General features: G+C 64.7%; 20 protein-coding genes. 14 read left to right on the forward strand and 6 right to left on the reverse strand.

Translation table 11 applies throughout. From position 1 onward, the window contains the following. Positions 1–99 precede the first annotated feature (99 nt). The 11 genes from TP2_RS01210 to TP2_RS01260 all read left to right on the forward strand — a co-directional run bounded on the left by TP2_RS01210 (position 100) and on the right by TP2_RS01260 (position 10,967). A complete protein-coding gene (locus TP2_RS01210; protein ID WP_038072490.1) occupies positions 100–588 on the forward strand; it encodes a GNAT family N-acetyltransferase in 489 nt (162 codons plus the stop codon). A gap of 17 nt (positions 589–605) precedes the next feature. Then, the gene (locus tag TP2_RS01215; protein WP_038072492.1) at positions 606–1,304 is read left to right on the forward strand and encodes a tellurite resistance TerB family protein; all 699 of its coding nucleotides are present in this window, start codon (positions 606–608) and stop codon (positions 1,302–1,304) included. Beyond that, on the forward strand, positions 1,304–2,332 hold the full coding sequence (locus TP2_RS01220) for an endonuclease/exonuclease/phosphatase family protein (RefSeq protein WP_038072494.1): 1,029 nt from the start codon (positions 1,304–1,306) through the stop codon (positions 2,330–2,332). Before TP2_RS01215 ends, TP2_RS01220 begins: the two co-directional genes overlap by 1 nt. Before the next feature lie 32 nt (positions 2,333–2,364). After that, complete coding sequence (locus tag TP2_RS01225) at positions 2,365–2,784, forward strand: AAA+ family ATPase (RefSeq protein WP_157617013.1); 420 nt, start codon at positions 2,365–2,367, stop codon at positions 2,782–2,784. A gap of 233 nt (positions 2,785–3,017) precedes the next feature. Next, a complete protein-coding gene (locus TP2_RS01230) occupies positions 3,018–4,613 on the forward strand; it encodes an ABC transporter substrate-binding protein (protein ID WP_051692097.1) in 1,596 nt (531 codons plus the stop codon). Between the two features lies 1 nt (position 4,614). Beyond that, positions 4,615–5,667 carry an ABC transporter permease gene (locus TP2_RS01235; protein ID WP_038072496.1) on the forward strand — a complete coding sequence of 351 codons (1,053 nt, stop codon included), beginning with the start codon at positions 4,615–4,617 and terminating at the stop codon, positions 5,665–5,667. A 2-nt stretch (positions 5,668–5,669) separates the two neighbouring features. Next, complete coding sequence (nikC, locus tag TP2_RS01240) at positions 5,670–6,569, forward strand: nickel transporter permease (RefSeq protein ID WP_038073279.1); 900 nt, start codon at positions 5,670–5,672, stop codon at positions 6,567–6,569. Continuing rightward, a complete protein-coding gene (locus tag TP2_RS01245) occupies positions 6,566–7,393 on the forward strand; it encodes an ABC transporter ATP-binding protein (protein ID WP_038072498.1) in 828 nt (275 codons plus the stop codon). Before nikC ends, TP2_RS01245 begins: the two co-directional genes overlap by 4 nt. Positions 7,394–7,403: 10 nt before the next feature. After that, entirely contained in the window at positions 7,404–8,165 is a 762-nt protein-coding gene (locus TP2_RS01250) for an ABC transporter ATP-binding protein (RefSeq protein ID WP_038072500.1), read from the forward strand. Then, positions 8,162–9,223, forward strand: a complete 1,062-nt coding sequence (locus TP2_RS01255) for a dipeptidase (RefSeq protein WP_038072502.1) — start codon at positions 8,162–8,164, stop codon at positions 9,221–9,223. The genes TP2_RS01250 and TP2_RS01255 overlap by 4 nt, the downstream gene beginning before the upstream one ends. Positions 9,224–9,344: 121 nt before the next feature. Further along, positions 9,345–10,967: an FAD-dependent oxidoreductase gene (locus tag TP2_RS01260; RefSeq protein ID WP_038072504.1), complete on the forward strand. Its 1,623-nt coding sequence runs from the start codon at positions 9,345–9,347 to the stop codon at positions 10,965–10,967. A gap of 10 nt (positions 10,968–10,977) precedes the next feature. On the opposite strand, the gene TP2_RS01265 is transcribed toward TP2_RS01260, so the two are convergent. Beyond that, positions 10,978–11,739 (reverse strand): IclR family transcriptional regulator domain-containing protein, encoded by a 762-nt coding sequence (locus TP2_RS01265; RefSeq protein ID WP_038072506.1) that lies wholly within the window; start codon positions 11,737–11,739, stop codon positions 10,978–10,980. Positions 11,740–11,844: 105 nt separating this feature from the next. Here TP2_RS01265 and TP2_RS01270 point away from each other — a divergent pair, with 105 nt between their 5' ends. The 3 genes from TP2_RS01270 to pcaF are packed head-to-tail and all read left to right on the forward strand — an operon-like array spanning position 11,845 to position 14,445. Continuing rightward, entirely contained in the window at positions 11,845–12,567 is a 723-nt protein-coding gene (locus TP2_RS01270) for a 3-oxoacid CoA-transferase subunit A (RefSeq protein ID WP_038072508.1), read from the forward strand. Beyond that, positions 12,564–13,247 (forward strand): 3-oxoacid CoA-transferase subunit B, encoded by a 684-nt coding sequence (locus tag TP2_RS01275; RefSeq protein WP_038072510.1) that lies wholly within the window; start codon positions 12,564–12,566, stop codon positions 13,245–13,247. The genes TP2_RS01270 and TP2_RS01275 overlap by 4 nt, the downstream gene beginning before the upstream one ends. Beyond that, positions 13,240–14,445 (forward strand): 3-oxoadipyl-CoA thiolase, encoded by a 1,206-nt coding sequence (pcaF, locus tag TP2_RS01280; RefSeq protein ID WP_038072512.1) that lies wholly within the window; start codon positions 13,240–13,242, stop codon positions 14,443–14,445. The genes TP2_RS01275 and pcaF overlap by 8 nt, the downstream gene beginning before the upstream one ends. Positions 14,446–14,603: 158 nt before the next feature. Here the strand turns inward: pcaF and pcaD are convergent, their stop codons facing one another. The 5 genes from pcaD to TP2_RS01305 form a co-directional block, all read right to left on the reverse strand. Then, positions 14,604–15,386 carry a 3-oxoadipate enol-lactonase gene (gene pcaD, locus TP2_RS01285; RefSeq protein WP_038072514.1) on the reverse strand — a complete coding sequence of 261 codons (783 nt, stop codon included), beginning with the start codon at positions 15,384–15,386 and terminating at the stop codon, positions 14,604–14,606. A gap of 188 nt (positions 15,387–15,574) precedes the next feature. Continuing rightward, complete coding sequence (locus tag TP2_RS01290) at positions 15,575–16,588, reverse strand: catechol 2,3-dioxygenase (RefSeq protein ID WP_038072517.1); 1,014 nt, start codon at positions 16,586–16,588, stop codon at positions 15,575–15,577. 29 nt (positions 16,589–16,617) lie between these two features. Beyond that, positions 16,618–16,878, reverse strand: coding sequence for a 2-hydroxymuconate tautomerase (locus tag TP2_RS01295; protein WP_038072519.1), 261 nt, complete (start codon positions 16,876–16,878; stop codon positions 16,618–16,620). Between the two features lie 230 nt (positions 16,879–17,108). Next, on the reverse strand, positions 17,109–17,996 hold the full coding sequence (locus TP2_RS01300; protein WP_038072521.1) for a LysR family transcriptional regulator: 888 nt from the start codon (positions 17,994–17,996) through the stop codon (positions 17,109–17,111). A gap of 89 nt (positions 17,997–18,085) precedes the next feature. Then, on the reverse strand, positions 18,086–19,552 hold the full coding sequence (locus TP2_RS01305) for a 2-hydroxymuconic semialdehyde dehydrogenase (RefSeq protein WP_038072524.1): 1,467 nt from the start codon (positions 19,550–19,552) through the stop codon (positions 18,086–18,088). Between the last annotated feature and the right edge of the window lie 62 nt (positions 19,553–19,614).

A 19,614-nucleotide genomic window follows, 5' to 3' on the forward strand; every position in this document is an offset into this window, starting at 1 on the left:
CCGAAGATATTTGGATCAAGAAGAAGGGCAGGGGAGACCTTGCCCTTTTTGCCGTTCCGACGCAGCCTGCGCGGGTCTTTCTCCCCGAGGCTGCCCGTTATGATCCGTCCCGCCCGCACCGCCGATCTGCCCGCCCTTCTCGCGATCTGGAACCCGATCATCCGTGACACCACGGTGACCTTTTCGAGCGAACAGAAAACCCCCGAGAGCCTAGAGAGAATGATCGCGACACGGCGCGCCGCGGGGCGAGAGTTTCTCGTGGCCGAAACCGGTTCGGGCACTGTTGCGGGGTTTGCGAGCTACGACCAGTTCCGGGGCGGCAACGGCTATGTGCATGCGATGGAGCACACGGTGATCCTGGCGCCCGAGGTCCGCGGGCAGGGTTTGGGGCGGGCCTTGATGACGGCGCTGGAGGATCATGCGCGCAAGGCCGGCGCGCATATCATGATGGGCGGCGTCTCGGGTGAAAACGCCGCCGGGATCGCCTTTCACGCGGCGATCGGCTATGTCGAGGCGGGGCGCGTCCGTGAGGCCGGACGCAAGTTCGATCGCTGGCTCGATCTTGTATTGATGCAAAAGCTGCTGTGAGGCGTTAGACTTAAGAGATGGACAAGCCGGTATCTATTTGGTCGCGCATTGCGCAGGCGCTCGCCGCCCTCGGGCGCGGCGAAGGGTTGTCCACGGTTTTCGATAATCTGCGCACGCCGCCCGAACGCTCGGTTGCCTTCACCATCGCGGTCATTGCGCTCGGCGCGAAGATGGCCAAGGCTGATGGTCAGGTGACCCGCGATGAGGTGGCGGCTTTCCGGCGCATCTTCCAGATCCCGCCGGGCGAGGAGGCCAATGCCGCGCGCGTCTTCGACATGGCGCGCACCGATGTCGCGGGCTTCGACGCTTATGCCGCGAAGATCGCGCGGATGTTCGGCCCCGGTGCGCCGGTTCTGAAAGACGTGCTCGAGGGGTTGTTTTTCATCGCGATGGCGGATGGCGAATATCACGAGGGCGAGGATGCCTTCCTGCATGAGGTTGCGCGGATCTTCGGCCTTGAGGAATGTTGCTTCCGGGCCATGCGCTCGGCTTTCGTGCCCGAGGCCGATCCCGATCCCTGGACGGTGCTCGAGGTGGACCCGGGCACGCCGCTTGATGAGGTCCGTAAAGTCTGGCGGGCGAAGGTCCGCGAGGCCCATCCCGACCGCGCCATCGCACGCGGCTTGCCGCAAGAGGCGGTGCAGCTGGCGGAAGCGCGGGTGATCGCGCTCAACAAGGCGTGGGAAGAGATCCGCGCCTCTCACGCGGATGCGTGATGCGGGTCGCGACCTGGAATATCGAATGGTTCAACGCGCTCTTCGATAAACGCGGGCGGATGCTCGAGGATGATCAATGGTCGGCGCGTTACCAGATCACGCGGGCCGAGCAGCTCGGCGCGATCGGCATCGTGATGAGCGCGCTCGAGGCGGATGTGCTGCTCGTGGTCGAGGCGCCTGACGACAATCACCGTCATCACACGGTGAGCATGCTCGAGCATTTCGCGGAGAAATACGGGCTGCGCCAGCGCAAGGCGCTGATCGGATTTCCCAACGAGACCCAGCAGGAGATCGCGCTGCTCTATGATCCCGATGTGGTCACGGCCCGTCACGAGCCGCGGGCGAGCGAGACCTGGCCGCGTTTCGATGGCGAGATGAAGATCGACCTCGATATCGACGCGCGGCTCGACACGGTGGAGTTCTCCAAGCCGCCGCTGGAGGTCGAGCTGATCACCAAGGCGGGCGAGACGATGCGGCTGATCGGCGTGCATATCAAATCGAAGGCGCCGCACGGAGCGACAAGCCATGAAGCCGCGATCCGCATCGGGATCGAGAACCGTCGCAAGCAGCTTGCGCAGGCGATCTGGCTGCGGGGGCGGATCGACGAACATCTGACGGCGGGCGAAAGCCTCATCGTGATGGGCGACTTCAACGACGGTCCGGGGCTTGATGAATATGAAAAGCTCTTCGGGCGTTCGGCGGTAGAGATCGTCGCAGGCGAGGGAGGGCCGGACGAGATGCGTTTGCACGACCCGCACGCCCATCTCAGCCACGCACACCGGTCTTGTGCCACGCCCAGTTCGGCACGGTTCTATCACGTCGATCGCCATCAGTATTTCTCGGCGATGCTCGATTACGTAATGCTCTCATCCGATCTGGTGGCGAAGGGGGCGAAATGGCGGATCTGGCACCCGTTTGACGATCCGCATATCTACCGCGTGCCGGAGTTGCGCGAGGCGCTGTTGCAGGCTTCCGACCATTTCCCGGTCACGGTCGATCTTGATCTGCGGCCTGCGCAAGGGGCGTGATTTTCCCGGCGCAAGAGCGTAGGATCGGCCCCATGAAAAGTTTGCTTGTTTCCGTTCTGGCCTTCGGGCTGATGCTCTCCCCCGCCGCTGCGCAGGAGGAGAAAGGCGATGTTGATCGCGGGTTTTCGTTGCTCGAAGAAGGCGCGCAGCTGCTGTTTCGCGGGCTGATAGAGGATATGAAGCCCGAGCTTGAGGACATGCAAAAAGGGCTGGGCGAGGCGGCCTCGCAGCTAGGGCCGAAGCTGCGCCAGTTCCTTGCTTTGATCGACGATGTAAAGAATTACGAAGCGCCCGAGCGTCTCTCGAATGGCGATATCATTCTGCGCCGCAAGTCAGGCGCGCCACCGCCGCCGCCGCTCCTGACCGAACCGCCCGAGGAGGACGCCCCGCGCAAGAGCCTGCCGCCGGGCCATCCGCCGGTGCCCGATGCGGATGGGGCGATCGATCTGTGATCGCGCGCGTCGCGGAGGGCGTTGTTTTCCGCTGATCGGAAATGGCTGAAAAATCCAGCAGTTGCGCGTGAAATGCGCTTTTCTTGTCGGTGCGCTGCGGCTCTCGGGCTGGTGCAGGGGCGCTTCCAGCTTGACAGGAAATTTTACCGGACGGTTAATCGGGGTATCGAATCCGGATCCACCGGATCAGGCGCGCTTTCAAGACGCGCCAAGACAACAGAGAGGGAACTCCTATGATTCACAGCCGTATTCTGGCCAGCGTCGCGTTGAGCGCGCTGATGCTGGGCGCGACGCCCGCCGTCACCTTCGCCGAGACCCCGCCCGACACGCTGATCCAGGCCTGGTCGATCGACGATATCATCTCGCTCGATCCCGCCGAGATCTTTGAATTCTCCGCCTCCGAGATCGCGGGCAACACCTACGAGACCCTGATCGGCTACGACCCGAAGAACGTCTCCGACATCTTCGGCAAGGCGGCCGAAAGCTGGACCGTCTCGGAGGATGGCAAGACGATCTCCTTCACGATGAAGGAAGGCCGGACCTTCGCCTCGGGCAATCCGATCACCGCCGAGGATGCGGTTTTCTCGCTGGTGCGCGCGGTCAAGCTCAACAAATCGCCCGCCTTCATCATCGGCCAGCTCGGCATGACGCCCGAGAATGTCGAGGAAAACATCGTCCAGACCGGCCCGATGACCTTCGATTTCAAGATGGACAAGGCCTATGCGCCGACGCTGGTGCTCTACTGCCTGACCGCGACCGTGGCTTCGGTTGTCGACAAGAAACTGGCGATGGAGCATGAGGCCGATGGCGATTTCGGCTATGGCTGGCTGAAGACCAACTATGCGGGCTCGGGCCCGTTCACGATCAAGGACTGGCGCCCGAACGAGGCGGTGATCCTCGAGCGCAACGCGAACTATTCGGGCGATGCCCCGCCGATGGCGCGGGTGATCTATCGCCACATTCCCGAGACCTCGACCCAGCGCCTGCTGCTCGAGAAGGGCGATATCGACATCGCGCGCAACCTGACCGCCGAGGATATCGCGGCGCTCAAGGACGACCCGAACGTCAAGATCGAGAGCGGCGCGAAGGGCTCGCTCTACTATCTCGGGATGAACCAGAAGAACGAATACCTGTCCAAGCCGCAGGTCCGTCAGGCGATGAAATACCTCGTCGATTACGACACGATCGCGAACACGATCATGGCCGGCAAGGTGAAGGTGCATCAGGGCTTCCTGCCCGAGGGCTTCCTTGGCGCCTATAACGAGAACCCGTTCTCGCTCAATATCGAGAAAGCCAAGGAACTGCTGGCCGAAGCCGGGGTTCCCGAGGGGTTCAAGGTGACGATGGATACCCGCAACACGCCCGAGATCACCGCGATGGCGCAGGCGATGCAGCAGACGATGGCGCAGGCGGGCGTGGAGCTGGAACTGATCCCGGGCGATGGCAAGCAGACGCTGACCAAGTATCGCGCGCGCAACCACGACATCTATATCGGCCGCTGGGGGCCGGACTTCCAGGATCCCCACACCAACGCCTCGACCTTCGCCTACAATCCCGACAACTCGGATGACGCGACCTCGAAGCCGCTGGCCTGGCGCAACGCCTGGGACATCCCCGAGCTGACCGCCGAGACCGATGCGGCGATGCTCGAGCCCGATGCGGAGAAGCGCGCGGCGATGTATATCGACGAGCAGAAGAAGGTCATGGAGACCGGTCCCTTTGTGATCTACGCGCAAGAGATCGAGGTCATGGGCGAGCGCAAGAATGTCGAGGGCGTGATCGTCGGCCCCTCCTTCAACGACAACAACTTCGCGCATGTGACCAAGTAACATGACCACACGGACTAACAGGGGGCGCCGCGGCGCCCTCTGGCTTCGCAAACTCGTCTCGACGCTGGGCACGGTGGCGGTGACCTTTCTCGGCCTGCTCGTCGTGACCTTCCTGATCGGCCGCGTCGTGCCGGTGGACCCGGTGCTGTCGGTCGTGGGCGATCGCGCGACGCAGGCGCAATATGACGCCGCCTATCACGCGCTCGGCCTCGACAAGCCGCTGGTCGAGCAGTTCTGGATCTGGCTCCAGAAGGTCTTTCAGGGCGATTTCGGCACCTCGAACCTGACCACGCGCCCGATCTCGCAGGATATCGCGCGGGTCTTCCCGGCCACGCTGGAGCTGGCCACGGTCTCGATCGTGATCGGCACCGCCTTCGGCATCCCGATGGGGGTCTGGGCGGCGGTGCGTCAGGGCAAGCTGATCGACCAGATCGTGCGGGTCGTGGGGCTGGTGGGCTATTCGGCCCCGGTCTTCTGGCTCGGGCTGATGGGGCTGTTGCTGTTCTACTTCAAGCTCGACCTGATCTCCGGCCCCGGACGGGTCGATATCTCCTATGAATATGATTTCACGCCGAAGACGGGGCTCTTCCTGCTCGATACGGCGATGCAGGGCGCATGGCCCGCCTTCCGCAACGTGTTCTCGCATATCATCCTGCCCGCCTCGCTGCTGGGCTACCTGTCGCTGGCCTATATCAGCCGGATGACGCGGAGCTTCATGCTCAACGAGCTGGCGCAGGAATATATCACCACCGCGCGGGTGAAGGGCGTGCCGGAATGGCGCATCATCTGGGTGCAGGCGCTGCGCAATGCGGCCGTGCCGTTGGTGACGGTAGTGGCGCTGAGTTACGCCAACCTGCTCGAAGGTTCGGTGCTGACCGAGACGGTCTTCGCCTGGCCCGGCCTCGGGCAATACCTGACCAACTCGCTGCAGAATGCCGATATGAACGCGGTGCTGGGCGGCACGCTGGTGATCGGCGCGATCTTCGTCGGGCTGAACATGTTTTCCGATCTTCTCTACACGCTGCTTGACGCCCGTACGAGGAACCAGAAATGAGCATGACCCGCGAGTGGCTCCTCAGCGACCAACCCGTCTCGCGCCGGCAGGCACGGCTCGGGCAGGCCTACCGGACCTGGCTCGATTTCCGCACCAACGGGCTGGCGATGTTCGGCTTTCTCATCGTTCTGGTGCTGGTGCTGCTGGCGGTCTTCGCGCCCTGGCTTGCGCCGCATGATCCGCTGCAGGGCGATCTCAACACCACCCGGCTGCTGCCGCCGCTGACGGAGGGCTATTGGCTGGGCACCGACGATCAGGGGCGCGATATCCTCTCGCGGCTGATCTACGGCTCGCGGATCACGCTGGCGGTGGTGGCGCTGGTCGCGGTGATCGCGACCCCGGTGGGGCTTCTGGTGGGCACAACGGCGGGTTATTTCGGCGGCTGGGTCGATACGGTGCTGATGCGTTTCACCGATATCGTGCTGGCCTTCCCGAAGCTGATCCTCGCGCTGGCCTTCGTCGCGGCGCTGGGTCCGGGCATCGAAAACGCGATCATCGCGATCTCGATCACCGCCTGGCCGCCCTATGCCCGCCTTGCGCGCGCCGAGACGCTGACGATCCGCAATTCGGATTTCATCGCAGCGACCAAGCTGCAGGGCGCGTCCTCGGCGCGCATCATCTGGAAACATATCGTGCCGCTGTGCATGTCCTCGGTGATCGTGCGGGTGACGCTCGACATGGCGGGGATCATCCTTACGGCGGCCGGTCTGGGCTTTCTGGGGCTCGGCGCGCAGCCGCCGCAGCCCGAATGGGGCGCGATGATCGCGGGCGGGCGCAATTTCCTCGTCGATTACTGGTGGGTCGCCACGATGCCCGGCCTTGCCATCTTCATCGTCTCGCTCGGCTTCAACCTGCTGGGTGACGGCCTGCGCGACGTTCTTGATCCGAAGAGGCAGAAATGAGCCTGCTCGAAGTTGAAAATCTCCGCGTCACCTTCCCGACCCGCAAGGGCCCGTCCGAGGTCGTGCGCGGCGTCAGTTTCACTTTGGGGCGCGAGCGTCTCGGCATCGTCGGCGAGAGCGGTTCGGGCAAGTCCCAGACCGGGCGGGCGATCCTCGGGCTGACCCCGGCGCCGGGCGCGGCAACGGCGGACCGGCTCAGCTTCGACGGGACGGACCTGCGCAGCCTCTCGGCCAGGCAATGGCGCGGCCTGCGCGGCAAGCGCATGTCGATGGTGATGCAGGACCCGAAATTCTCGCTCAACCCGGTGATGCCGGTGGGCAAGCAGCTGATGGAGGTTCTGCGCACGCACGGGGCAGGCAGGGCGGCCGCGCGCGAGAAGGCGTTGCAGATGCTCGACGCGGTGCAGATCCGCGATCCCGAGCGGGTGTTTCGCGCCTATCCGCACGAGCTGTCGGGCGGCATGGGCCAGCGCGTGATGATCGCGATGATGCTGGTCTCCGAGCCCGATCTGCTGATCGCGGACGAGCCGACCTCGGCGCTCGACGTGACGATCCAGATCGAGGTGCTGCGCATCCTCGACAAGCTGGTGAGCGAACAGGGCATGGGGCTGATCTTCATCTCGCACGACCTGCGGCTGGTGAGTTCCTTCTGCGACCGGGTGCTGGTGATGTATGCCGGACGCGTGGTCGAGGAGCTCAAAGCCTCAGAGCTGCATCAGGCGCAACATCCCTACACGCAGGGGCTTCTGAATTGCCTGCCGCAGATCGACGAGGACCGCTACCCGCTGCCCACGCTCGACCGCGACGCGGCATGGGCTGATTGAGGGGGCGGATATGCTGAGTGTCGACAATCTCGAAGTGACCTTCGCCTTTGGCGCCGATGAGGTGCGCGCGGTGCGCGGGGTGAGTTTCAACGTCCAGCAAGGCGAAAGCTACGGCATCGTGGGGGAATCCGGGTCGGGCAAATCGACGGTGCTGCGCGCGATCTGCGGGCTCGCGCCGGTCTCGGGGGGCAGGGTGACGCTTGACGGGGTGGATATCCCCGCGCCGCGAACGCCCGACTTCTATCGCCGGGTGCAGATGGTGTTTCAGGACCCCTATGCCTCGCTCCATCCGCGTCACACGATCGACTCGGTGCTGTCCGAGCCGCTGGCGATTCAGGGTTTCGACCGGCGCGACGAACGCATCGCGCAGGCGCTCGAGGATGTGGGGCTGGGGCAGGGGTTCCGCTTTCGCTACCCGCACCAGCTTTCGGGCGGGCAGCGCCAGCGCGTCGCGGTGGCGCGCGCGCTGATCCTCGAACCGCAGATCCTTCTGCTCGACGAGCCGACCTCGGCGCTCGATGCCTCGATCCAGGCGGAGGTGCTGAACCTGCTCGACCGGCTGCGCGCCGAGCGCGGGCTGACCTATGTGATGGTCTCGCATGATCTCGCCGTGATTTCGCATATGTGCGAGCGGCTCGTGGTGATGGAGCATGGTCTGGCGGTGGAGGAACTCACCCGCGCCGATCTGCGCGCCCACCGGGCCCAAACCGATTACACCCGCAAGCTGTTGAAAGCGTCGGCGGGCTACACGAAAGAGGATGAGCCCGCATGAGCGCCCCGGTTCCCGTCTTCGACGGCCACAATGATTTCCTCCTGCGCCTGCTGCGCGATCCCGAGGCGCGCGAGGCGACCTGGCTGAGCGACACCGGCAAGGGCCAGCTCGATCTGCCGCGGATGCGCGCGGGCGGTTTCGCGGGCGGGTTCTTCGCGGTCTATATCCCGTCGCCGGTCGCCCATGACGATCCCGATTTCGACGCGATCATGCGCAATCCGCCCTTTTCGCTGCCGCTGCCCGAGGCGATCCCCTTCGAGGATGCGCTGCCGGTCGCGATGAAGATGGTCGGCCATCTGATGTGGATGGAGCGCGAGGGCAGCCTGAAGATCTGCCGCTCGGTCGCCGAGATCCGCGCGGCGATGGCGGACGGCAAGATCGCCGCGATCCTGCATTTCGAAGGGGCAGAGCCGATCGGACCCGATCTCGATGCGCTGCATGTCTGGCACGCGATGGGGCTGCGCTCGCTCGGGCCGGTCTGGTCGCGCCCGACGGCGTTCGGCCATGGCGTGCCCTTCGCCTATCCCTCCTCGCCCGATACTGGCGACGGGCTGACCGAGGCGGGCAAGCGGCTGGTGGCGGAATGCAACCGGCTGAAGATCATGATCGACCTGAGCCATCTCAACGAGAAGGGCTTTGACGATGTCGCGGCGCTGTCGGATGCGCCGCTGGTCGCCACCCATTCCAACGTGCATGCGCTTTGCCCCTCGTCGCGCAACCTCACCGACCGGCAGCTCGCGATGATCCGCGAGAGCGATGGCATGGTCGGGCTGAACTATGCGCTCGGCTTCCTGCGCGAGGACGGCAAGGGAGAGCCCTTCGAGGGGTTCGAGCCGATGCTGCGCCATCTCGATTACCTGATCGAGACGCTGGGCGAGGGCCGGGTCGGGCTCGGCTCGGATTTCGACGGCGCTCAGATCCCGCCCGATCTGGGCGATGCGGCGGGGCTGCCGCGCCTGATCGACGCGATGCGTGCGCATGGCTATGGCGAAGCGCTGATCGAGAAGCTCGCGCATGGCAACTGGCTCGCGGCTCTCGAGCGGACCTGGGGCACCTGAGAGCTGCCGCACCCCCATCGCAACGCGGGCTGCGTCGAAATCGCCCGGCGCGCAATTAGAGGTAGCGGTCCGGCGCGCCTCGGATAAGCTGCGATGCAGAAACAGCGACGATGAGGGACAGATGCGGATCGTGGTTCTGGGCGGCGGGTTCGGCGGCATGTACACGGCGCGGGCGCTGCGACGCCGGCTTGGCCCGGAGGTCGAGGTCGAGCTGATCAATGCCGAGAACTACTTCGTTTTCCAGCCGCTTCTGCCCGAGGTCGGCGCGGGCTCGATCACGCCCGCCCATGCCGTCTCTCCGCTGCGTTTTATCCTCAAGGGCGTCACTGTGCGCAAGGCGGTGGTCGACAGCGTCGATTTCGCCCGCAAGGCGGTGATCGTCTTTCAGGGCATTCAGCGCCGTCCGACCGAAGTGCCTTATGATCACCTCGTGATCGCGCTGGGGCAGGGCACGGATTTCTCGCGCATGCCGGGCCTTGAGGAACATGCGCTGAAGATGAAGACCCTCGAGGATGCGCGGCGGCTGCGTATCCATGTCATCGAGCAGCTCGAACATGCGCAGGTGACCAACCTGCCCGATACCAAGCGCGGCGCGCTGACCTTCACCGTGATCGGCGCGGGGTTCTCAGGCGTCGAGACGGTGGGCGAAATGAAGGAGCTGATCGACCGCTCGCTGCCCTTCTACCCGAAGATCTCTCCCGACGAGGTGCGGGTGAAACTTGTCGAGTTCGCGCCGCGCATCCTTGGCGAGATGCCACAGGAGCTGGCCGACTACGCGGCCAAGCACCTGCAAAAGCACGGGATCGAGCTGATGCTCGAAACCGGGGTGAAAAGCTGCACGCATCGCCAGCTGGTGACCAACAAGGACGAGGTGATCGACACGCGCACCATCGTTGCGACCATTGGCAACGCGCCGCTGCCGGTCGTGCTGCGTATGGGGCTGCCGCTGCAACACGGGCGGCTGAAGGTAGAGCGCAACCTGCGCGTCGAGGGGCGTGAGGATGTCTGGGCGCTGGGCGATTGCGCGCTGATCCCGATGAAGGAAGGCGCAAGCGAGCGCAATGATTTCGCCCCGCCGACCGCGCAATTCGCGGTGCGCGAGGCCGATCGCGTAGCGCGCAACATCGCGGCGGTTCTGGGCGGGCGCGCGCCCGAACCCTTCGCCTATCGCTCGCGCGGGGCGCTGGCCTCGCTGGGCGCACGGCGCGGCGTGGCCGACCTGATGGGTTTCAAGCTCAAGGGCTTTCCGGCCTGGATCGTCTGGCGGGCCTATTACCTCGCGCTGCTTCCCGGGCTGGGCACCAAGGTTCGGGTCATGCTGAACTGGACGCTCGACATGCTGGGCGCGCGCAGCCTCGTGCAGTTGCGCAGCTATCGCAAGCCGCCGATGCGCTACGTCTATTTCCGCGCGGGCGACCGGATCTACAACGAGGGCGACCGTTCGGACGGGTTCTACACGGTGATCTCGGGCGCGCTCGAGATGGACCGCACCGATCCCGAGACCGGCGAGACCTTGACCCGGCGCCTTGGCCCCGGCGATCACTTTGGCGAGCGCCTGATCCTCGGCGCGACCCGGCGGCGCACCACGGTGCGTGCGGTCGAGGACAGCAAGGTTCTGGTGATGAACCGGCAGGAATTCCTGATGCTGGCCGAAGGGTTCGAGGCCTTCCGGGACTATTTCCGCCCTTACATGGAAAAGCACGGGGTCGAATTGCCCGGCGCAGGTTCCGACAAGGACGGCTGAGCCGTCCCGTCTAGCGCAGGACCCGGCGTAGCCCTGCCTGAACGCGAAGCAGTTCGGGCAGGTAGGTCTCGACCAGCGTCTGGGCGGGCTCGGCACTTGCCGCGAGCCCGGTATTGAGCGCGGCGATCACCCGGCCATGTGTGTCGTGAAGCGGCACGGCGAGCGAACGCAGTCCGATCTCCACCTCCTGATCGATCAGCGCGTAGCCGTCGCGGCGGACCTGCGCGATCCGGGCCATGATCTCTTCGGGTTCTGTCAGGCTGAAGCTCGTGCGCGGGGTGAGGTCTGAGGCGGCTATGCGGGCGCGGGCCTCTTCCTCGGGGAGCGCGGCCAGCAGCACGCGCCCCATCGAGGTGCAATGCGCGGGCAGGCGCGATCCCGGCATCAGTCCGATCGACATCACCCGGCGTTGCGCGGCTCGGGCGAGATAGACGATTTCGGTCCCGTCGAGGATCGAGACCGAGCAGCTCTGCCCGATCCGGTCGGTCAGCTGATCGAGCCAGGGCTGCACCACCTGCGGCAGCGGCAGCGAGGCCAGTGCCCCCATGCCAAGGCGCAGAACCTTCGGCGTTAGCGTGAAGAACTTGCCGTCGTAATCGGCATAGCCCTCGGCATGCAGCGTCAGCAGGCAGCGCCGCGCGGTGGCGCGATCGAAACCCGTGGCCTGCGCCACCTCGGCAATCGACAGCCGCGGGGTTTCGGCCCCGAAACATTCGATGACACGCAGCCCCTTGGCGAAAGACGCGATGAAGTCGGTCGGTTTGTTCAACATGCGAACAGGTTTTTGCGCAATATGAACAAATGTCAAGATGCGCACGAAATTCGTGGAAAGGCGTTTCGCGCAGGTCTAATTCCGAGGCCAGCAGGAGGACCGCGAATGGACAAGAGACTTTCCTCGCTGAGCGAGGCCGTGACCGATATTCAAGACGGCGCCACGGTGATGATCGGCGGCTTTGGCGGCTCGGGCGCCCCGATTGAACTGATCCACGCCCTGATCGACCGTTACCTCGAGACCGGATCGCCCAAGGGGCTGACCGTGATCAACAACAACGCAGGCAACGGCCATGTCGGCATCGCCGCGATGATCGAGCAGGGCATGGTCGCCAAGATGATCTGCTCTTTCCCGCGCTCGGCCGACCCGACCGTTTTCACCCAGGCCTATCTGGCGGGCGAGATCGAACTGGAACTGGTGCCTCAAGGCACGCTGGCCGAACGCATCCGGGCAGGCGGGGCAGGGATCCCCGGCTTCTTCACGCCGACTTCCGTCGGCACCGATCTGGCCGAGGGCAAGCCGGTGCAGCAATTCGATGGTCGCGACTACGTCATGGAGCGTTGGCTCAAGGCCGATCACGCGCTGATCAAGGCCGAGCTGGGCGACAGCCTCGGCAACCTGACCTACCGGATGGCGGCACGGAATTTCTCGCCCCTGATGGCGATGGCGGCGGCAAAGACGGTCGTGCAGGTCACCAAGGCGGTCGAACCGGGCGCGATCGACCCGGAAGTGATCGTGACGCCGGGCATCTTCGTCGATGCCCTCGTCGAGGTCGCCAACCCCGCCCAGGAAGAAGAGTTGAACCGCGCCGGAGCCCATCACCCATGAACCAGAAACTGAGCAATGCACAGATCGCCTGGCGCGCCGCCCAGGACATTGAGGATGGCGCCTATGTGAATCTCGGAATCGGCTTTCCCGAGATGGTCGCGCGGTTCCAGCCGCCCGGCCGCGAGGCGATCTTTCACACGGAAAACGGCGTGCTGGGCTTTGGCCGCGCGCCCGAGCCCGGTCAGGAAGACTGGGATCTTATCAATGCTGGAAAAAAGGCGATCACGCTGAAGCCCGGCACTGCCTTCTTCCACCATGCCGACAGCTTCGCGATGGTGCGCGGTGGGCATCTCGATGTGGCGATCCTCGGCGCCTATGAGGTGGCCGAGACCGGCGATCTTGCGAACTGGTCGACGGGGCCGAAAGGGGTTCCGGCGGTGGGCGGTGCGATGGATCTGGTCCATGGCGCCAAGCGGGTCGCGGTGATCACCGATCACGTCACCAAGAAGGGCCAGCCGAAACTGGTCGAGCGATGCACGCTGCCGCTGACCGGTGTCGGCTGCGTGACCCGCGTCTACAGCTCGTTTGCGGTGGTCGATATCGAGGGCGGCCGCTTTGTCCTGCGCGAGAAGCTGCCCAGCCTCTCGATGGAAGAGCTGCAAAACGCCACCGGCGCGAAACTCCATGTCGAGGGCGCGGTGGGTGATCTGATCTGTCCCGAGGAGCTGGCCGATGCGTGACGCGTATATCTGCGACTATATCCGAACCCCGATCGGCCGTTTCGGCGGTGCACTGGCGCCCGTCCGGGCCGACGATCTGGGGGCCATTCCGCTGCGCGCTCTGATGGCGCGCAATACCGGCGTCGACTGGGAGGCGGTCGAGGATGTGATCTTTGGCTGCGCCAATCAGGCGGGCGAGGACAATCGCAATGTGGCGCGCATGTCGGCGCTGCTGGCTGGCCTGCCGGTCGGTGTGCCCGGGACCACGATCAACCGGCTTTGCGGCTCGGGGATGGATGCGATCATCACTGCCGCCCGCGCGATCAAGGCTGGTGAGGCGGATCTTTTGATCGCGGGCGGCGTCGAGAGCATGAGCCGCGCGCCCTTCGTGATGCCCAAGGCCGAAGCCGCCTTCAGCCGCGCCAATTCGGTCTATGACACGACGATCGGCTGGCGTTTCGTGAACAAGCTGATGCGCGAGGCCCATGGCGTCGACTCGATGCCGGAGACGGCCGAGAACGTGGCCGATGATTTCGGCGTGAACCGCGCCGATCAGGATGCTTTCGCGCTGCGTTCGCAGGAACGGGCGGCGGCGGCGATGGAAGAAGGCCGACTGGCCACGGAGATCACGCCGGTTACGATCCCGCAGCGCAAGGGAGAGCCGATTGTCGTGGATACTGACGAGCACCCGCGTGCTGGCACCACGCTCGAGGCGCTGGCCAAGCTGCGGCCCATCGTACGCCCTGACGGCACGGTCACGGCGGGCAATGCGTCTGGTGTGAATGATGGCGCGGCGGCGCTGATCATCGCTTCCGAAGAGGCCGTGCGCAAACACGGGTTGACGCCGCTGGTGAAGATCTCGGGCGGGGCTGCTGCGGGCGTGCCGCCCCGGATCATGGGCTTCGGCCCGGCGCCTGCCAGCAAGAAGCTGATGGCGCGGCTGGGGCTGACGCAGGACGCCTTCGACGTGATCGAGCTGAATGAGGCCTTCGCGAGCCAGGGGCTGGCCACGCTGCGCGACCTCGGCATTTCGGATGACGACCCGCGCGTGAACCCCAATGGCGGCGCGATCGCTCTGGGTCATCCCCTGGGCATGTCGGGGGCGCGCATCACCGGCACGGCGGCACTGGAACTGGTGCGCCGCAAGGGCCAAAGGGCGCTGGCAACAATGTGCATCGGTGTCGGGCAGGGCATCGCCGTGGCGCTGGAGGCGGTGTAACCCAAACTGCGCCCGGTACGCGCCGGTCCGTCCCGACGGGCTGGCGCATCTAGAACCGGGCAAGCCGCTTCACTGACGGGGCGGCGTGGCAGGCATCAATCGCGAAAGCGGAGAAGCTGCGCGCGCCATCCCACGGAGCGGCGCGCGCCCTTCTTATCTCAGGTCTTGTCAAAGAAATCCTTCAACAGCGCCGCTACGGCTTCGGGCTGCTCATAGCAGGGCAGGTGGCCTGCCTCCGCGATCTCGTGGAACTCCGCGCTGCATAGTGCGGCCGTCGCACGCACCAGATCGGGCGGGGTCGAGGCGTCCGACACCCCCGCCATCGCCATCACCGGCAGTTTCAGCGCCCGCGTCGCCTCGGTCTGATCGGCTCCGGCAATCGCGGCGCAACAGCCCGCATAGCCCTCGGCCGGGCCGCGTTCGAGCATGTTGCGGCACAGCGCGAATTCCGCCGGATGGGCCTCGGCGAAACCGGGCGCGAACCAGCGCGCGAGGATCGCATCGGAAATGCTCGGAATTCCGTCGCGGCGCACAGCGTCGATCCGCTGCTGCCACAGCTCGGGCGAGCCGATCTTCGCGCCAGTGTCCATCAGAACCAGAGCGCGCAGCAGATCGGGGCGGCGCGCGGCGAGACTTTGCCCGATCAGCCCGCCGATCGAGAGGCCGACGAAGGTCACATCGCGCAGCCCGAGCGCATCGCAGATCGCCGCCGCATCGCCCGAGAGATCCTCGATGGAATAGGGACCGGGCGGACAATCGGACAGCCCGTGCCCGCGCTTGTCGAAGCGGATCAGCCGCAGCCCCGCGGGCAGATGCGGGATCAGCCCCTCCCAGAGCCGTAGATCGCTGCCCAGAGAATTGCCGAACATCACCACGCGCCCATCGCGCGGACCCTCGTCGCGGATATGGAGCGTTACGCCGTCGTGGGTCACTGCTTGCATGAAAGGCCTCCTCTTTGGCGCTGTTGTAGCGCGCGGGACAGCGCGAGGGAACATACCGTCTGGGTATCAGGGATTACCGCGCTGATACCTGCGGTGAGGGTCGTGCCGAGCCGCGTGCCACGGTCGCGAACAATGAAAAAGGCCACCTCGCAGAGAGGTGGCCAGTTTCCGGGGGTAAACGGGAGGTCTTACTCGGCCGGTTCCGCGACCTCGTCCTTGGCCTCAGCCTCGGCCATCGCGGCCTCGACGATCGGGGTGCCGTAGACGAAGAAGTCCTGCGGAAGCTCGCCGCCGAACCAGACGCCGCCACCGTTGAAGAAGTTGCTCTCGTCCCAGGTGAGGGTCTTCCAGTCCGGATCGAAGATCAGGTAACCGGTGTCGCCGAAGAGCTCGATGCGGTTGCCGCCGGGCTCGTAGACATACATGAAGTAAGCTTGGCTGACGCCGTGCTTGGCCGGGCCCGCCTCGATGGTGACATCGTATTCCTGCAAGATATCGGCAAGGTCGAGCATCTGGCCCTGGTTGCCATACCAGAAGGCGACATGGTGCAGACGGTTGCCGGGGCCGGCCTGATCCTTGGTGAAGGCGACCTCATGCACGAGCGGGCTGACCGAGAACCACGCAGCCAGCTCGTCCTGGCCACCGAAGACCACGTTTTCACGCTTCAGGAAGCCCAGATTGTCCATCAGGAACTGGCCATTCTTGGTCACGTCCGAGCACAGCAGGTTCACGTGGTCGAGACGACGGACCGGCACGCCGCGCAGCGGGCGCTTCTGGGCGCGCGAGAGAAGCTTCGATTTCAGCTCCTCGGGGGCCTTGTAATATTCGACATCCCAGAACAGGTGCTGCTTGTGGCCGTCGGGCGTGGTGAATTCATACGCCTTGCCATAGCCCTTGTTGCCTTCGACCCATTTGCCGGGCTTGCCCGAAGCTTCGATCGCGGCGACGCGACGCTCGAGCGCCTGCGGCGAGGACGCGCGCCAGCCGACCATGCCGATGCCGGCCTTGTCCGAGCGGGTCAGTTTCAGCGAGTGATGATAGCGATCCTCGTAACCGCGCAGGTAGCAGGATTTGCCGTCATCCTCGGTCGGCGTCATGCCCAGAACATCGTGGAAGAACCAGAAGCTCTCCTCGAATTTGGGGGTGAAGAGTTCGACGCAGGCAAGCTGTGCGACGTCGTGGATTTGTTCCTGAAAGCTCATGGTTCCTCCCTGAAGCTGATTTGTTTGGCTCAATTGGCCGTGGCCTTTTCATGGCCGTTGGCCTGGCCCGTTCCATTCGAGGAAGACGCGGCGGATTTACCGGGCTCCTCGACATATTTCGGTTCGCCCGCGACCGCGAAATGGCCCGAGCGGAGTTCCTGAAGAAGAATGCGCACCGATTCAGGTTTGACGCCGAGCGTGTCGACGGCAGCGCGCGTGACTTCACGCATGAGCGCTTCCTTCTGTGCCTCGGTGCGGCCTTCCATCAGGTGAATCTGGATTACCGGCATGATGCTCCTCTTCGCTGGCCCGCGTTCTCTTCCGGATGATCCGGTCCTCCTGAACGCGTCCATGGGTCGAGATTGGGAAAAAGGGGCGATGCAATCAAATACCATTTGATCCCTGTTTCGATACCTATTGCGCATCGCGCTTGAGGCTATGCACAACGCATTGTGTCGCGCCGAGGCGCGGGGGATAACGGTTTCGGTCGGATCGGGTAGTTTTCTCTAAGTGCTTGCGATCAATGGGTTAAACCGCGCGCCACTTCGAGGAAATTGGCAAGGATTGGAGAGGGGTCGGTCTCGCGATAGATGCAGGAGATGTCGACCCGCGCACTCTTGTCCATACCCTCGAGAGGAATGCATTTCACGCCTTCCATGCTCACGCTCGTGATCGAGCCGGGCACGAGGCAAACACCGAACCCCGCCGCGACGAGCGCCATGGCGGTGAAACCGTCGCCCACGACCTGCGCCACATTGGGTGCGAATCCCGCCTCGTGGCACAGGCCCGTCACCTTCTCGACGAAGCCTTGCGCACGGCTCGCCGGAAAGAGCAGCATCGGTTCATGCGACAGCTCGGAGAGATGCATCGAGCTGCGTTCGGCAAAGGGACCAGGATCGGGCACGACGGCAAAGAGCGGCTCGGAGGCCAGCTCTTCGATCGCCAGTCCAGGCACCGGCGTCAGCATCCGGTTGAAGCCCAGGTCGATCGAGCGGTTCTGCAAGGCCTCGATCTGCGCGGTCTTGTTGAGCGCATGCATCACCACCTTCACGTCCGGATAGCGGCGTTTGAATTCGAGGATGATGCGCGGGATGAAGCTGAGGATCGCGGTGCCGAAGATCGCGATATCGAGACGCCCGAGCCCCCCTTCAGAGGCGCGATGCACCCGGTCGGCCGCCTGATCGAGAAGCCCCACGATATTGCGTGCCTCATCGAGGAACAGCGCGCCCGCCTGTGTCAGCTCCACGCCCCGCGGGGTGCGGTTGAAGAGCTGTGCGCCGAGCTGTTCCTCGAGCGCCTGTATCTGGCGCGTGATGGGCGGTTGCGAGACGTGCAGCCGCTCGGCCGCGCGGCCGAAATGCAGCTCCTCGGCCACGGCGATGAAATAGCGAAGCTGGCGCAGGTTCATGGGGCTCCCTTTCGCCTTCTACAGTTGCGCGAACGCGCGCCCCGGACAAGCCGGGACGCGCGCGCAAGCTTTGAGACGGAGGAGGACGCTCACAGCTTGAGGCAGAGGTTCGTCCGCTCGGTATAGAATTCCAGCGAATGCACCCCGCCTTCGCGTCCGATGCCCGAGGATTTCGAGCCACCGAAAGCCGTGCGCAGATCGCGCAGGAACCACGAGTTCACCCAGACGAGGCCGACTTCCATCTTGCCGCCGACCCGATGCGCGCGACCGAGGTTTTCGGTGAGGAGCGTCGCCGAGAGCCCGTAATTCGTGTCATTGGCCATCGCGATCACCTCTTCCTCGGTGTCGAAGGGCTGGATGTGACAGCAGGGGCCGAAGATCTCTTCGCGAACGATGGGGCTGTCCTCGGGCAGGCCGGTCCAGATCGTCGGCTCTACGAAGAAGCCCTCGTTGCGGTAATCCCCTTCGGGGAAGTCGGGCACGCCGCCGCCGGTAACGATGGTGGCGCCCAGATCGGCGGCCTTCTTGTAATAGCTCAGCACTTTCTCGCGATGCTCGGCGGAGATCAGCGGGCCGATGGTCGCGCCATCGGTGTCCGGGCCGCCTTGCTTGAGGCCATCGGCCCCCGCTTTCAGGCGCGAGACGAACTCGTCGAAGATGGGGCGTTCGACATAGATCCGCTCGGTGCCGAGGCAGACCTGCCCGGTATTGGCAAAGCACGAGCGCATCGTGACCTCGATCGCCTTGTCCATATCGGCATCGGCGAAGACGATGGCGGGGTTCTTGCCGCCGAGTTCAAACGACACGTCGCGCAGACCGATCGCGGCCTGTTTCATGATCGCCTCGCCGGTGCGGGTCTCACCGGTGAAGGTGATGCCGTTGACCTTCGGGTGTTGGGTCAGCAGCTCGCCCGCGCTTTCCGGGCCGAAGCCGTGGATCACGTTGTAGACGCCTTTCGGAATGCCCACCTCGTTCATCACCTCGCCCAGAAGGGTCGCGGTGGCAGGGCTTTCCTCGGAGGGCTTCACGACGACCGTGTTGCCGCAGGCCAGCGCCGGGCCGACTTTCCATGTCATCAGCAGGAAGGGCGCGTTCCAAGGCGAGATCACCCCGATCACCCCTTTCGGGCGGTGCAGTTCGAGGTTGGCCGCGCCCGTTCCGTCATGGGTGTCCATGTGGAAATACTCGCCGCCGGTGTTCTTCAGCATCTCCGCGAAGATACGGAAGTTGGCGGCGCCGCGCGGGATCTCGACCTTCTCGGCGAAACCGCGGGTGTGGCCGGTATCCTGCACTTCGGCTTCCATGAAGTCGGCCTTGCGTGCGTCGATGGCGTCGGCGAGCTTCATCAGCAGGTCGCAGCGCTCGGCCTTGGGCATCTTGCCCCAGGGGCCGTTGAGCGCGGCCGCCGCAGCTTCCACCGCGTCATTCACATCCTCGGCCAGTGCCTCATGCACATCGGCGATTTTCTTGCCGGTCGAGGGGGAAATCTTGTCGAAAGTCTTGCCCGATTTCGCGGCGCGATATTCGCCGTCGATGAAGAGCTTGTGCGTGGTCATGTCGTCCTCCCGTAAGACATCTCTTGCGCGACAAGCTAAGGAGGCCGCGCGATACTCTCCAA

The sequence above is a fragment of the Thioclava pacifica DSM 10166 genome (assembly GCF_000714535.1).
Taxonomy (GTDB): Bacteria; Pseudomonadota; Alphaproteobacteria; order Rhodobacterales; family Rhodobacteraceae; genus Thioclava; species Thioclava pacifica.

What these genes read in the sequence shown, in the direction of transcription:
- TP2_RS01210 (WP_038072490.1), top strand. Translation starts at nt 100, where the DNA reads ATGATCCGTCCCGCCCGCACCGCCGATCTGCCCGCCCTTCTCGCGATC.
- TP2_RS01215 (WP_038072492.1), top strand. Translation starts at nt 606, where the DNA reads ATGGACAAGCCGGTATCTATTTGGTCGCGCATTGCGCAGGCGCTCGCC.
- TP2_RS01220 (WP_038072494.1), top strand. Translation starts at nt 1,304, where the DNA reads ATGCGGGTCGCGACCTGGAATATCGAATGGTTCAACGCGCTCTTCGAT.
- TP2_RS01225 (WP_157617013.1), top strand. Translation starts at nt 2,365, where the DNA reads ATGAAAAGTTTGCTTGTTTCCGTTCTGGCCTTCGGGCTGATGCTCTCC.
- TP2_RS01230 (WP_051692097.1), top strand. Translation starts at nt 3,018, where the DNA reads ATGATTCACAGCCGTATTCTGGCCAGCGTCGCGTTGAGCGCGCTGATG.
- TP2_RS01235 (WP_038072496.1), top strand. Translation starts at nt 4,615, where the DNA reads ATGACCACACGGACTAACAGGGGGCGCCGCGGCGCCCTCTGGCTTCGC.
- nikC (WP_038073279.1), top strand. Translation starts at nt 5,670, where the DNA reads ATGACCCGCGAGTGGCTCCTCAGCGACCAACCCGTCTCGCGCCGGCAG.
- TP2_RS01245 (WP_038072498.1), top strand. Translation starts at nt 6,566, where the DNA reads ATGAGCCTGCTCGAAGTTGAAAATCTCCGCGTCACCTTCCCGACCCGC.
- TP2_RS01250 (WP_038072500.1), top strand. Translation starts at nt 7,404, where the DNA reads ATGCTGAGTGTCGACAATCTCGAAGTGACCTTCGCCTTTGGCGCCGAT.
- TP2_RS01255 (WP_038072502.1), top strand. Translation starts at nt 8,162, where the DNA reads ATGAGCGCCCCGGTTCCCGTCTTCGACGGCCACAATGATTTCCTCCTG.
- TP2_RS01260 (WP_038072504.1), top strand. Translation starts at nt 9,345, where the DNA reads ATGCGGATCGTGGTTCTGGGCGGCGGGTTCGGCGGCATGTACACGGCG.
- TP2_RS01265 (WP_038072506.1), bottom strand. Translation starts at nt 11,739, where the DNA reads ATGTTGAACAAACCGACCGACTTCATCGCGTCTTTCGCCAAGGGGCTG.
- TP2_RS01270 (WP_038072508.1), top strand. Translation starts at nt 11,845, where the DNA reads ATGGACAAGAGACTTTCCTCGCTGAGCGAGGCCGTGACCGATATTCAA.
- TP2_RS01275 (WP_038072510.1), top strand. Translation starts at nt 12,564, where the DNA reads ATGAACCAGAAACTGAGCAATGCACAGATCGCCTGGCGCGCCGCCCAG.
- pcaF (WP_038072512.1), top strand. Translation starts at nt 13,240, where the DNA reads ATGCGTGACGCGTATATCTGCGACTATATCCGAACCCCGATCGGCCGT.
- pcaD (WP_038072514.1), bottom strand. Translation starts at nt 15,386, where the DNA reads ATGCAAGCAGTGACCCACGACGGCGTAACGCTCCATATCCGCGACGAG.
- TP2_RS01290 (WP_038072517.1), bottom strand. Translation starts at nt 16,588, where the DNA reads ATGAGCTTTCAGGAACAAATCCACGACGTCGCACAGCTTGCCTGCGTC.
- TP2_RS01295 (WP_038072519.1), bottom strand. Translation starts at nt 16,878, where the DNA reads ATGCCGGTAATCCAGATTCACCTGATGGAAGGCCGCACCGAGGCACAG.
- TP2_RS01300 (WP_038072521.1), bottom strand. Translation starts at nt 17,996, where the DNA reads ATGAACCTGCGCCAGCTTCGCTATTTCATCGCCGTGGCCGAGGAGCTG.
- TP2_RS01305 (WP_038072524.1), bottom strand. Translation starts at nt 19,552, where the DNA reads ATGACCACGCACAAGCTCTTCATCGACGGCGAATATCGCGCCGCGAAA.